Genomic DNA, 13,142 nt, shown 5'->3' with positions numbered 1-13,142 from the left:
TCAGCCCCACTAGTTGGCCGTCCAGCCCCCGTCGAGGGCGATCGACGTCCCGGTGATGAACGCCGCCGGCGGCGAGCAGAGGTACGCCAGCAGCTCGGCCACCTCCTCCGGCTCGATCAACCGTTTGATCGCGGCCCGGGCCAGCATGATCTTCTCGATCACCTCGGCCTCGTCGATGCCGTGACTGGCCGCCTGGTCGGCGATCTGGCTCTCCACCAGCGCGGTACGCACGTACGCCGGGTTGATGCAGTTGGCGGTGACCCCGTGCGCGGCGCCCTCCAACGCGACCACCTTCGACAGCCCCTCCAGAGCGTGCTTGGCCGAGACGTAGGCCGCCTTGTACGGCGAGGCACGCAACCCGTGCACCGAAGAAATGTTGACGATCCGCCCCCAGCCCCGCGCGTACATGTGCGGCAGCGCCCGGCGGATCAGCAGGAACGGCGCCTCCACCATCACCCGCTGGATGTACTCGAAACGCTCGACGGGAAAGTCCTGCAACGGCGCGACGTGCTGGAGCCCGGCGTTGTTCACCACGATGTCCACGTCCACGTCGAGTGAATCCACCGCCGCGGCGTCGGACAGGTCCACGCCCTCGGCCCGGCCACCGGCCTCGGCAGCCACCGCCTTGGCCGCCTCCAGGTTGCGGTCCACCACGATCACCTTGGCGCCGGCCGCGCCCAGCCGCAGGGCACACGCCCGCCCGATTCCGCCGCCGCCGCCGGTGACCAGGGCGGTCCGACCGGAGAGGTCGACCTGTACGACGTGGGGGACCACCACGGGTTCTGCCGTCATGGCGCAAGAAGTTACGAGCTGTGTGCTCCCCGGCACATGGGCCAGCGACACATACTCCGCACCAAAGCTGTGTGGTCCCGCCGGCCCCAGCCGCACGCGGCCATCCGCCCTCCGACCCGCCCGCCGCGTCGCGGTCCGCCCGCTGCCTGCCGCGTGGTTGTCCGGTTTCTGCTGTCGTCGCCGGCTGTCCGTCGCCTGTCGCGCTTGTCCGCCACAGTCCTGGTCGATCAGTGAGTGGCGGTGCCCGGTTGCTGGTGATTCGCCCGCTCTATCCACCGCACAACTCCACGATCGACAAATGCTCGCGCCGGGCAGAGCCACGAACGCTGGCAATCTTGGACAGTTTCCGTTAGCACTAACGGAAACTGTCCAAGATCTCGTCACGCGCAGCACTGAGAGTCGGGCGAGGCGCGTCGAAAGCCGCAACAAGCGCAGATCTCCGCGACGCGCGTCGACCTCGGCCAGCCTGGGTCGCGTCCGGAGGCCCCGGCCTCGTTTGCCCCGGCGCGGGCGCGGCCCTCGCCCCCGTTGTCCTCGGCCCGGCCCTCAGGCCGTCCGGGCCGGCCCTCACCCCCTGGTGTCCTCGGCCTCGCTCGCCCCGGCCCGGGCGCGGCCCTCGCCCCCGTTGTCCTCGGCCAGCCCCGGGCCGCCCGGGCCCGGCCCCTCACCCTGGTGTCCTCGGCCTGGTCCTCACCCCGCCGACCAGGGCGGCCCGCGCCCGGTGACTGGCATGGGGGTCGGCCTGCGGCCCCTGAATTGTCCTGCCTCCTGCGGACGCGCCGCACTGGAGGTGAGGGCGTGTCCCCTGGGGCTGCTGGGAGGGCGGGCAGTAGGGTGTCGAACACACGTACTGCTGACGGCTGGGGAGGGGGCGGCGTGCGCGTGCTCGGTGTGGACCCGGGGTTGACCCGGTGTGGGGTGGGCGTTGTCGAGGGTGTGCCCGGCCGGCCCTGCACCCTGGTCGCCTACTACGTGGTCTACACCGACCCGGCCGATGACCTGGCGTTGCGCCTGTTGCACCTGGACCGGTCGCTGAACAAGCTGGTCGCCGAGCATCAACCGGAGAGCGTTGCCGTCGAGCGGGTGTTCAGCCAGCACAACGTGCGCACGGTGATGGGCACCGCGCAGGCCAGTGGCATCGCCGTGCTGGCCGGGGCGCGTGCCGGGCTGCCGGTGCAGACGTACACCCCGAGCGAGGTGAAGGCCGCTGTGACCGGGTCCGGTCAGGCCGACAAGGCGCAGATGACCGCCATGGTGACGCGGCTGTTGCGGCTGGCCGAGCCGCCGAAGCCGGCGGATGCCGCCGACGCGCTGGCCCTGGCCATCTGCCACGTGTGGCGCGGCGGGACCCGCTCCAAACTGGCTGCCGCAGCCGATCGGGCACGACGAGGAGGAGCGCGATGATCGCCAGCGTGCGCGGCACGGTGACCGCGACGGGTCCGGACCAGGCCGTGATCGAGGTCGGCGGGGTCGGGCTCGCCGTGCACTGCGCCCCGGGGACCCTTGCGGAGCTGCGGGTCGGCCAGGTCGCCCGGCTCGCCACCAGCTTGATCGTGCGGGAAGACTCGCTGACCCTCTACGGCTTCGCCGACGACGACGCCAAGTCGCTGTTCGAGCTGCTCCAGACCGCCAGTGGGGTCGGCCCGCGGCTGGCCCAGGCGGTGCTGGCGGTGCACACCCCGGACGCGGTACGCAAGGCGATCGCCAACGCCGACACGGCCGCCCTGACCCGCGTACCCGGGATCGGCAAGAAGGGCGCGGAACGTCTGGTGCTGGAGCTACGTGACCGGATCGGTCCGGTGCCGATCGGCGCCGACGGGGTGGCCGGGGTGACCCGCGGCAGCTGGCCCGACCAGGTCCGCCAGGCGCTGGTGGGGCTGGGCTGGACGGCCGGTCAGGCCGATCAGGCGGTGGCCGCGGTGGCGGAGTCGATCGAGGGTGAGACCCCGCCGGTGCCGGTCCTGCTCAAGCAGGCCATCCGACTGCTCGGTCGTACCCGATGACCGCGCGGGCCGCGCGATGAGCGAGACCGAGGGGCTCGTCTCGGCGTACGTCAGCGACGCCGACCGGGACGCGGAGGCCACGGTACGGCCGAGGCGGCTGGCCGAGTTCATCGCCCAGGACCGGGTACGCGACCAGCTCGACCTGCTGTTGCAGGGCGCCATGCGGCGGGGATCGCCGCCGGATCACATCCTGCTCTCCGGCCCACCCGGGTTGGGCAAGACGAGTCTGGCCAACATCGTCGCCGCCGAGCTGGGCGCGGGCATCCGGGTGACCAGCGGCCCGGCGATCGAGCGTTCCGGTGATCTGGCGGCGATCCTGACCAGCCTCGCCGAGGGCGACGTGCTCTTCATCGACGAGATCCATCGGATCGCGCGGCCGGCCGAGGAGCTGCTCTACAGCGCGATGGAGGACTTCCGGGTCGACGTGGTGGTGGGCAAGGGGCCGGGGGCGACGGCGATCCCGTTGGACGTCGAGCCGTTCACCCTGGTTGGCGCGACGACCCGCTCGGGCCTGTTGACCGGGCCGATGCGGGACCGGTTCGGCTTCGTGGCGCACCTCGACTTCTACGCCCCGGCGGATCTGGAGACGCTGCTGCACCGTTCGGCGCGGATCCTGGGGGTGCCGATCACGCCGGAGGGCGCTACCGAGATCGCCGGCCGGTCTCGGGGCACGCCGCGGATCGCCAACCGGCTGCTGCGCCGGGTCCGCGACTACGCCGAGGTCCGGGCGGACGGGGTGGTCGATCTCGACACCGCCCGTGCGGCCCTGATCGTGTACGACGTGGACGCGCTCGGCCTGGACCGGCTGGACCGCGCGGTGTTGACCGCGTTGGTCGACTCGTTCCGGGGCGGCCCGGTCGGGTTGTCCACCCTCGCCGTTGCGGTGGGGGAGCAGCCGGACACGGTCGAGGAGGTCTGTGAGCCGTTCCTGGTGCGGGCTGGGCTGTTGGCCCGTACGCCCAGGGGGCGGGTGGCGACCGAGGCCGCCTGGCGGCATCTGGGGCGGACACCGCCGAATGGTACATTTGGTGCGGATAGTCCACCTGTGCCCGACTTGTTCTCCTTGGATGTCGATCAGCCGTGATGTGAACGTGATCTGTGCCGCATTCGGCGTTCCCAGGTGCAGGGTTTAGACTTCGCCGCGGTCTGTACAGGACGTGAGAATCCGCCTCCGCTCCGGCACCCACGGTGCCGGGGAGGTGGCCAATGGGAAGGTCAGTAACCGTGCATTTGGCAGCACCGGGTGGCGGGGCCGGCAGTTTCACGCCGATCCTGATGATCGCCCTGCTCTTTGGCGTCATGTACTTCATGATGATCCGGCCCCAGCAGAAGCGCCGCAGAGAGGCGGAGGCGATGCAGTCCAACCTCGGCCCCGGCGACGAGGTCGTGACGATCGGTGGGCTCTACGGCACGGTCACCGGCATCGAGGACGACACCGTCCTGATCGAGGTCGCACCGGGCGTGCAGACCCGCTACGCCCGCCCGGCCATCGCGCGGGTGGTCACTCGCGCGGAGCTGCCGAGCGAGCCGGTCACCGAGGACGCGGACACCGCCAAGGACTGACCCCTCCCCCCGGGAGCGGCGAGTCCGGCGTACGGCCGGTCAGCCGGCTTCCGGGTCGTCGCGCCCGAACGGGGCAGCGGGCGAGACGCGAAAACTGGATAGTTGGGTCGACGCCGGGCGTCGGCACGTTCCCGTGACCGTCGGCGTTCCGCGCCGGGGTGCCCGGTCCTCGTGTCGGCATTCCGTCGGCTCAAGGCAGACCCCGTCGGGCGGGACCCCCGGCCCGACACCGCCGCCGCTGCGACAGCGGCGCGACCGTACAGGGAGACAGGACAGCCGTGGCACCACCTCAGGGACAGATGCGCCCCGGGCGGCAGCTCGCCGTGCTCGGGTTCATCTTCGTGGTCCTCTATCTTCTGGTGTTCTTCGCTGGCGCCAGCGGCAGCTGGAAGGACCGGCTCGAGCCCAAGCTCGGCCTGGACCTCATCGGCGGCACGCGGGTGACACTGGAGGCGACCAACAGCGTCGACGGCAAGCCCCCGACGGCGGAGAACCTCGAGGAGGCCCGCGAGATCATCGAGAGCCGGGTCAACGCGTTCGGCGTGGCCGAGGCCGAGGTGGTCACCGAGGGCAACCGCAACATCGTCATCTCCCTGCCCGGTGAGAACCGGAACCTCGACGACGTGGGCGAAGCGGCTGAGCTGCGCTTCCGCAAGGTGCTCAAGGCCGCTTCCGGCAGCGGGGTGGCCGAGGCGCCACCCGCCGCCACGCCGGCCCCGTCCGGAAGCGCCGCCCCGACCGGCAGCGCGACCCCGTCCGGCGCCGCGACCCCGACCCCGACGGGCAGCGCCTCGCCGAAGGTGACCTCGTCGCCCAGCGGCGGTCAGGGCGGAATGGCCCCGGCGTCGCCCAGCGCCACGCCCTCCGCGTCCGCCACGGCCTCGCCGAGCGCCGCCTCGCCCAGCGCGAGCGCAGAGCCGGTGCCGGCCAGCGTCGAGGAACAGCGCAAGGTCGTCGAGCAGAAGGTCGGCGCCGCCGCGTGGCAGGCCGCCAACGGGTTGCAGGCCCCGGCCGACCTGACCGCCGACCCCTCGCTGGCCGAGAAGCTCAAGCCGTTCGGCACGCTGTCACCGCAGGAGGTCGCGGTGCTGCCGGCGCAGATGCAGTTCAACGTGCCGACGATCGGCTGCGCGCAGCTCGACCAGCGCCCCCCGGCGTCGATCTCCGACCCGAAGCAGCAGGTGGTCTCCTGCGAGGACGGCGCGTCCAAGTACCTGCTCGACCAGGCCAAGGTGCTGGGCACGGACGTCTCCGACGCCGACGCGGTGCTCGACCAGACCAACGCCTGGGTGGTCAGCCTGGACTTCACCGGCGACGGCCAGGGCAAGTGGACCTCGCTGACCCGTGAGGCGTTCAACAACGAGGGCCAGGCCTGCGACGCGACCGCGCTGGGCCAGGACGGCAAGTGCCGGGTGGCCGTCGTGCTGGACAACAAGATCGTCTCCTCCCCGGAGATCCAGGGCGTGTTGACCGGCAACTCCCAGATCACCGGCACCTTCACCCAGAAGGACGCCAGCACCCTCGCCGGTCAGCTCCGCTACGGCGCGCTGCCGGTGACCTTCGAGCAGCAGGAGGCGCAGAACGTCACCGCCACGCTGGGCGCCAGCCACCTGCGCGCCGGTCTGCTCGCGGCGGGCATCGGCATGCTGCTGGTCATCATCTACGCGTTCTTCTACTACCGGCTGCTCGGCTCGGTGATCTTCCTGAGCCTCATCCTCTCCGCGCTGCTGGTCTTCGGCGCGCTGGTGGTGCTCGGCCGGCAGATCGGTTTCACGCTCACCCTCGCCGGCATCGCCGGAATGATCGTCTCGCTCGGTGTGGCGGCGGACTCGTTCGTCATCTACTTCGAACGACTGAAAGACGAGATCCGGGAGGGGCGCAGCCCGCGTAGCGCGGTGCCCCGCGCCTGGATCCGGGCCCGCCGGACGATCATCTCGGCCAACGCGATCACCCTGCTCTCCGCTGTGGTGCTCTACGTGGTCTCGGTCGGCACGGTCAAGGGCTTCGCGTTCGCGCTCGGCCTGGCCACCGTGCTGGACCTGGTGGTGGTCTTCCTCTTCCGGCACCCGATCATGACGATGTTCGCCCGGACCCGGGCGTTCCTGTCCCCGCGGGTCAGCGGTCTGGGCCGGGCACTGCCGGCCCGCAACCAGCCGACTCAGCCCCGCAACCCGCGCGCCAAGGAGGCCTGAGATGGCTGAAAACGGTCTGGCGAGCCGCCTCTACAACGGCGAGGCCGGTCTCAACATCGTCGGCCGGCGCAAGCTCTGGTTCGGCGTCGCCGGGGTCCTGGTCCTGATCGCGATCCTCAGCTTCTCGATCCGTGGGTTCAGCCTGGGCATCGAGTTCGCCGGCGGTAACTCGTTCCAGGTGCCGGCCAGTGTCGGCACCCTGGACGACGCCGAGCGGGAGGTCAACTCGGCCCTCGCCGCCGAGAACACCGGCGTCACGGTGGCCACCACGCAGAAGGTCGGCGGCCCGGGCGGCGACTCCTACGAGCTGCGCACGCCGCAGCTCACCGCCGAGCAGGCCACCGCGGTCAAGGCCCAGATCGCCGAGGACCTCGGCATCAGCGCCGACCAGATCAGCGACAACCAGGTCAGTGAGGCCTGGGGCAGCCAGGTGACCGAGCGGGCCGTGCTGGGTCTGGTCATCTTCATCGCGCTGGTGATGGTCTACCTGATCCTGCGCTTCGAGTGGCGGATGGCCGTGGCCGCGGTGGCCTCGCTGATCACCAACCTGATCCTCACCGCCGGTATCTACTCGCTTGTCGGCTTCGAGGTCACCCCGTCGACGATCATCGGCTTCCTCACCATCCTGGGCTTCGCGCTCTACGACGTGGTGGTGGTTTTCGACAAGGTCCAGGAGAACACCCGGGGCATCACTGCCAACAACAACCAGACGTACGGCGAGGCGGCCAACCTGGCCATCAACCAGAGCCTGATGCGGTCGTTGAACACCTCGGTGGTCGCCCTGCTGCCGGTCGGCGGTCTGCTCTTCATCGGTGCCGGCCTGCTCGGCGCCGGCACGCTGAAGGACCTCGGTCTGGTGCTGTTCGTCGGTATGGCGGTGGCGTTCCTGACCTCCATCCTGGTGGCCACCCCGCTGCTGGCGCTGCTGAAGAACTACGACCCGCGGATCCAGGCGCACAACAAGCGCGTCCTGACCCGGCGGGGCGCAGTCGGCCGCGGCGAGGTCACCGGTAAGGGTGCTGCCGCGAGCCCGGTGACCCAGGCCGACGCGACCGACGAGCCGGTCGACCAGGACGCCGCCGCGCTGGCCGGTGCCGCCCCCAAGGTGGGCGCTCGGCCGGCGGGCAAGCGGCCCACCGGTGCCCGGGGCGGTCGCCCGGGTGGCGGCGGCAACCGGCCGGGTGGCGCCAAGCGGCGCTGACCCGACAGGAAACACCCGAACGGCGTCCGGCATGCTGTTGCCCGGACGCCGTTCGTCGTTGAAGGAGAGCGAAACAGCCGTGACGGAGACCCACAGCGCCGCAGCGCACGGGGACAGTGGCCCGGAGGTCGCCCGACTGGTCGCCAGTCGGGTGCTGGACGTGCCCGACTTCCCCAAACCCGGCGTCATGTTCAAGGACCTGATGCCACTGTTCGCCGACGGCAAGGTCTTCCGTGAGGTGATCGACGGGATCGTCGCCCACCACGGGCGGGACACCTTCGACGTGGTGGTCGGCATAGAGGCGCGCGGGTTCGTCGTCGCGGCGGCCATCGCGTACGCGACCGGGGTGGGCGTGGTGCCGGTGCGCAAGGCCGGCAAGCTGCCCCGCCCGGCGCACTCGGTCTCCTACGCGCTCGAGTACGGCGAGGCCACCCTCGAAGTGCACGAGGACGCCTTCACCGCCGGGCACCGGGTGCTGGTGGTCGACGACGTGCTGGCCACCGGTGGCACCGCCGAGGCGACGCTGGACCTGGTCGAGCGGGCCGGCGGCACCGTCACCGGCTTCACCGTGCTGCTGGAGCTCGGCTTCCTGGGTGGGCGTGAGCGACTGACGCCGCGTCCCGTCCACGCCCTGTTGACTGTTTGAACCGTTCCGTACTCCGCTGACCGTTTGATCCCGGACCCGTCGGATGGACCCGGCGCCGACCGTCCGGCGGAGCGGCAGGGGGCCGTCCGTGCGGGTAGCATTGCCCTTTGCTGACGTCGGCGATATCCCGTCCGGCGAGCGAGACCAGGTCGGCCGATCTTCGGCCGGCGTGTTTCCGGCGAGCGGTGAGGAGGCCGGTGTCCCACGATGTCGTCCCTCCGGCGGAGGGCACGGTGCACCCGACAGGCGACGCTGACGGCTCGGTGACCGACCGGACAGGCGACGCGCCGGCCCGGGTGACGGGCACCGGCAACGGCTCCGGCCGGGCTCCCGGCGAGAGCGCGGTGCGTCCGACCAGCGGCCCGCCGAGCGTCGAGGCATCCCCCGGCGCCGATGGCGTCGTGGTGCCGTTCCCGACCGACGCCAGCGTCGAACCGTCGCCCAGCGCTGGCTTCGGGCTGTCCAACGCGCCCACCGGCCGGCGGGTCCGGGCCCGGCTGGCCCGGTTCAACGCGCCCTGGCAGACCTCCCAGGTCAGCGAGGTGCTGGAGCCGCTCATCGCCAGCCACCGGGACAACCACCCCAAGGCGGACGCCCGGCTGCTCCAGCGCGCCTTCGACACGGCCGCGCGGTGGCACTCCGGGCAGTACCGCAAGTCCGGTGACCCCTACATCACCCACCCGCTCGCGGTGGCGACGATCCTCGGCAACCTGGGGATGGACACCACCACGCTGGTCGCCGCGCTGCTGCACGACACCATCGAGGACACCGAGTACACCCTCGACCAGATGCGCGCCGACTTCGGTGGCGAGGTCGCCCTGCTGGTCGACGGCGTCACCAAGCTCGACAAGGTCAAGCTGGGTGACGCGGCCAAGGCCGAGACGATCCGCAAGATGGTCGTGGCCATGGCCAAGGACCCGCGGGTGCTGGTGATCAAGCTGGCCGACCGGCTGCACAACATGCGCACCCTGACCTTCCTGCCCCGCCCCAAGCAGGAGCAGAAGGCCAAGGAGACGCTGGAGATCCTGGCGCCGCTGGCGCACCGGCTCGGTATGAACACGATCAAGTGGGAGCTGGAGGATCTGTCCTTCGGCACTCTCTTCCCGAAGCGCTACGAGGAGATCAACCGGCTGATCGGGGAGCACCAGCCGCAGCGCGAGGCGCTGCTGCGGCAGGTGACGCAGAAGGTGCAGACCGACCTGAAGGCCGCCAAGATCAAGGCGGAGACCACCGGGCGGCCGAAGCACCTCTACTCGATCTACCAGAAGATGATCGTGCGGGGTCGCGACTTCAACGACATCTACGACCTGGTCGGTGTGCGCATCCTGGTCGACACGGTGCGCGACTGCTACGCGGCGTTGGGCGTGATCCACGCCAACTGGCAGCCGGTGCCGGGCCGGTTCAAGGACTACATCGCCATGCCCAAGTTCAACATGTACCAGTCGTTGCACACGACGGTCATCGGGCCCACCGGCAAGCCGGTGGAGATGCAGATCCGCACGTACGCGATGCACCGCACCGCGGAGTTCGGCATCGCCGCGCACTGGAAGTACAAGGAGCACAAGGGCACTCAGATCGTCGGCCCGCCCGCGCACATCGACGAGATGACCTGGCTGCGGCAGTTGCTCGACTGGCAGCGTGAGGCGGCCGACCCGAGCGAGTTCCTGGACGCACTGCGCTTCGACCTGTCCAGCCAGGAGGTGTACGTCTTCACCCCGAAGGGTGACGTCATCCCGCTGCCGACCGGGTCGACACCTGTGGACTTCGCGTACGCGGTGCACACCGAGGTGGGACACAAGTGCATCGGGGCGCGGGTCAACGGCAAGCTGGTGCCGCTGGAATCGACGCTGTCCAACGGCGACGTGATCGAGATCTTCACGTCGAAGTCCGAGACAGCCGGCCCGACGCAGGACTGGCTGGGCTTCGTCAAGAGCCCGCGCGCCCGGACGAAGATCCGGCAGTACTTCAACAAGGAGCGGCGCGAGGAGGCGATCGAGGCCGGCAAGGACGCGATCGTCAAGGCGATGCGCAAGCAGGGCATGCCCCTGCAGCGGATGCTCACCTCCGACGCGCTCATGTCGATCGCCCGGGACCTGCACCTGGCCGACGTGGCCTCGCTCTACGCGGCGGTCGGCGACAGCCAGGTCTCCGCGCAGTCGGTGGTGCAGAAGCTGATGGCCGCGTACGGCGGCGAGGAGGGCGCGGCGGAGGACATCGCCGAGACCGCCGTCGCCACCCGGCCGCCGCGCAGCCGGCAGAGCAGCAGCGACCCGGGCGTGGTGGTCCGGGGCGTCAGCGACGTCTGGATCAAGCTGGCCCGCTGCTGCACACCGGTCCCACCGGACTCGGTGTTCGGCTTCGTCACCCGCTCCGGCGGGGTGAGCGTGCACCGCGACGACTGCGCCAACGCGGAGGACCTGCGCGCGCAGAGCGAGCGGGTCGTCGAGGTGAGCTGGAAGCTCACCTCCGCGTCGACGTTCCTGGTCGCCATACAGGTCGAGGCTCTGGATCGGCACAAGCTGCTGGCCGACGTCACCAGGGTGCTCTCCGACGAGCGGGTGAACATCCTCTCCGCCACCGTCACCACCACCCGCGACCGGGTGGCGGTGAGCCGCTTCAGCTTCGAGATGGCCGACCCGAAGCACCTGGGCCACCTGCTGGCCACGGTCCGCAAGGTCGACGGCGTCTTCGACGCCTACCGGGTCACCTCCGGGGCCTGACGCCCACCGGATCGGTTCCGCGGCTCGACGCGTACCCCGAGAACACGACAGCGCCCGCCGGCTCAGCCGGCGGGCGCTGTGTCGTGCGCGCGGGTGTCAGCCCTGCGGGTTGCTCATCGTGAGGTCCTTGATGATGACCTCCTTCTTCGGGTGCCCACCACCGGGCTGCGGTGCGAAGGCACCGTCGTCGCCGGCCTTGGCCACGTCCTTGACGATGTCCAGACCGCCGGTGATGGTGCCGAGCACCGTGTACGTCGCGTCCAGCGGCGAGTCGCCGTAGACGATGAAGAACTGGCTGCCGGTGCTGCCCGGCTGGCCGGAGTTGGCCATCGCGATGACACCCTCCGGGTACGGCGGGCGCTTGTCGGTGGGCAGGTTCTCCTCGGGCAGGCGGTAGCTCGGGCCGCCCTGGCCGTCGGTGGGGCGCCAGCCGTTGCCGGTGGCGCTGGGGTCACCGCACTGCAACACCTTGATGCCCTCGGTCACCATCCGGTGGCACTTGGTGTTGTCGAAGAAGTTCTTCTCCGCGAGGTGGGTGAAGCTGCCCGCCGTGCACGGCACCAGCGACCGGTCGACCTTGGCGGTGATCGGGCCGAGGTTGGTGTCGAGCGTCATGGTCTGGACGCCCTTGGCGGACTGCTGGTTGCTCGGCACCCCCACGTCCTTGATCTGCGGGGGCCGCTGCTCGGTGGGCAGCGCGGTGTACGCGCACTCGGCCGCGCCCGCCGCCGGCGCGGCGGTGTCGCTCTTGTTGTCGTCGTCGCCGCCGAGGCTCACCGCCAGCCAGACGGTGCCGGCGACCACGAGCACCAGCGCGGCAGCCGCGCTGACGATCGCCGTCGTCTGCCGGCGCTTGCGGGCCTTGGCCGCGCGCTCGGCCATCTCCTTCTCGAGCCGGGCGCGTGCCGCCGCGCGCTGCCGCTCTCTGGTGGACGTCACGCCTGGATCCTCCTGGCTGTCTGCTGCTGGGTGCCGCTTGGGTGGGTGGTGGCGCCCGGTCAGCCGGCGCTCGGGCTGCTGGCCGGGGTGCCGGAGGCCGAGGGAGCCGGTGCCGCACCGGTGACCGGCTCACCGACCGTGAGGCTCTGGATCGTCACATCGGTGCTGGGCTTGACCTTCGCCCCGGTCCCATTGTCCACGGTCGGGAGGGCGCCGATCTTCTCCACCACGTCCAGCCCGCCGGTCACCCGGCCGATGACCGGGTACTTCGGGTCGGCGGTGGTGAAGTCCTTGAAGAAGATCAGGAACTGGCTGCCGTTGCTGCCCGGCGGGTTGGAGACCATGGTCACCGTGCCCTTCGGGTACGTCGGCGGCTGGCCGGGGGCCGGACTGGCCGACGGCGACGCCGACGGCACGGTCGGCAACTCCTCGTCGTAGAACGAGTAGGTCGGCCCACCAAGACCCGTGCCGCTGGGGTCGCCGCAGCGCAGCGCGCCCTCGGCGGTGATCTCGTGGCACTTGGTGTTGTCGTAGAACGACCGGCTCGCCAGGTGGGCGATGCTCGCCGCCGCGCACGGGGAGTTGGTCAGATTCAGCTCCGCGGTGATCGGCGCGCCCTGGTTGGTGGTCACGGTCATCGCCCGGGTGCCGTCGGTGGGCAGATCCTTGGTGGCCGGCGTGCCGACGTCCTTGAGGTTGGTGTTGGCCGTCGCGTCCTGCGGCGTCCAGAGGCAGGTTTCCTCCGCGGCCGTGTTCTGCTTCGGATCGGAGTCGAACGCACCGAGCGCCCAGGCTGAGCCGGCCACGACCAACACGAGGATCAGAGCGGCGCCAACTCCGGCCTGGATCTGCCGTCGGCGCCGCGTAGCGGCGGCCCGGCGAGCCAACTGCCGGTCGAGCTTGGCCCGCGCCAGTTTGCGCTGCCGGTCCCTGCTGGAAGCCACAGGTGCTCCCCTTTCCTCTACCTGGTCGTCGCCGGCGGCCGGTCGCCCCGGCCCGTCCGGGCGTCACGTGTGCCGCGCCACACGCCCGCCAGAGTGTACGGCTAGTGACTGGGAATGTGGTGTACGAGGTCCACCCCGTCCC

General features: G+C 70.8%; 11 protein-coding genes. 8 read left to right on the top strand and 3 right to left on the bottom strand.

What is annotated here, in order from left to right; translation table 11 throughout:
• Positions 1-9: 9 nt before the first annotated feature.
• Positions 10-792, bottom strand: a complete 783-nt coding sequence (locus ACIA47_RS20730) for a 3-hydroxybutyrate dehydrogenase (protein WP_203119091.1) — start codon at positions 790-792, stop codon at positions 10-12.
• Positions 793-1,668: 876 nt separating this feature from the next.
• On the opposite strand from ACIA47_RS20730, the gene ruvC reads away from it, so the two are divergent.
• The 8 genes from ruvC to ACIA47_RS20690 all read left to right on the top strand — a co-directional run bounded on the left by ruvC (position 1,669) and on the right by ACIA47_RS20690 (position 11,117).
• Positions 1,669-2,196, top strand: a complete 528-nt coding sequence (gene ruvC, locus ACIA47_RS20725) for a crossover junction endodeoxyribonuclease RuvC (protein WP_112584546.1) — start codon at positions 1,669-1,671, stop codon at positions 2,194-2,196.
• On the top strand, positions 2,193-2,795 hold the full coding sequence (ruvA, locus tag ACIA47_RS20720; RefSeq protein WP_091401818.1) for a Holliday junction branch migration protein RuvA: 603 nt from the start codon (positions 2,193-2,195) through the stop codon (positions 2,793-2,795). Before ruvC ends, ruvA begins: the two co-directional genes overlap by 4 nt.
• Before the next feature lie 16 nt (positions 2,796-2,811).
• Complete coding sequence (gene ruvB / locus ACIA47_RS20715) at positions 2,812-3,879, top strand: Holliday junction branch migration DNA helicase RuvB (RefSeq protein ID WP_112677965.1); 1,068 nt, start codon at positions 2,812-2,814, stop codon at positions 3,877-3,879.
• Positions 3,880-4,001: 122 nt separating this feature from the next.
• Entirely contained in the window at positions 4,002-4,358 is a 357-nt protein-coding gene (gene yajC / locus ACIA47_RS20710) for a preprotein translocase subunit YajC (protein ID WP_396709915.1), read from the top strand.
• A gap of 278 nt (positions 4,359-4,636) precedes the next feature.
• On the top strand, positions 4,637-6,550 hold the full coding sequence (gene secD / locus ACIA47_RS20705; protein WP_396709913.1) for a protein translocase subunit SecD: 1,914 nt from the start codon (positions 4,637-4,639) through the stop codon (positions 6,548-6,550).
• A 1-nt stretch (position 6,551) separates the two neighbouring features.
• Positions 6,552-7,751 carry a protein translocase subunit SecF gene (gene secF, locus ACIA47_RS20700; protein ID WP_396709911.1) on the top strand — a complete coding sequence of 400 codons (1,200 nt, stop codon included), beginning with the start codon at positions 6,552-6,554 and terminating at the stop codon, positions 7,749-7,751.
• Between the two features lie 79 nt (positions 7,752-7,830).
• Positions 7,831-8,397 carry an adenine phosphoribosyltransferase gene (locus tag ACIA47_RS20695; protein WP_396709910.1) on the top strand — a complete coding sequence of 189 codons (567 nt, stop codon included), beginning with the start codon at positions 7,831-7,833 and terminating at the stop codon, positions 8,395-8,397.
• A gap of 197 nt (positions 8,398-8,594) precedes the next feature.
• On the top strand, positions 8,595-11,117 hold the full coding sequence (locus ACIA47_RS20690) for a RelA/SpoT family protein (protein WP_396709908.1): 2,523 nt from the start codon (positions 8,595-8,597) through the stop codon (positions 11,115-11,117).
• A 96-nt stretch (positions 11,118-11,213) separates the two neighbouring features.
• On the opposite strand, the gene ACIA47_RS20685 is transcribed toward ACIA47_RS20690, so the two are convergent.
• Positions 11,214-12,056, bottom strand: coding sequence for a peptidylprolyl isomerase (locus ACIA47_RS20685; RefSeq protein WP_396709906.1), 843 nt, complete (start codon positions 12,054-12,056; stop codon positions 11,214-11,216).
• Between the two features lie 59 nt (positions 12,057-12,115).
• Positions 12,116-13,000 carry a peptidylprolyl isomerase gene (locus ACIA47_RS20680; RefSeq protein ID WP_203126196.1) on the bottom strand — a complete coding sequence of 295 codons (885 nt, stop codon included), beginning with the start codon at positions 12,998-13,000 and terminating at the stop codon, positions 12,116-12,118.
• Positions 13,001-13,142: the final 142 nt, after the last annotated feature.

This window comes from Micromonospora sp. NPDC051227 (assembly GCF_044455385.1).
Taxonomy (GTDB): domain Bacteria; phylum Actinomycetota; class Actinomycetes; order Mycobacteriales; family Micromonosporaceae; genus Micromonospora.
The sequence above is the reverse complement of the archived record's forward strand: the minus strand, read 5'-3'. Positions and strand labels throughout refer to the sequence as shown.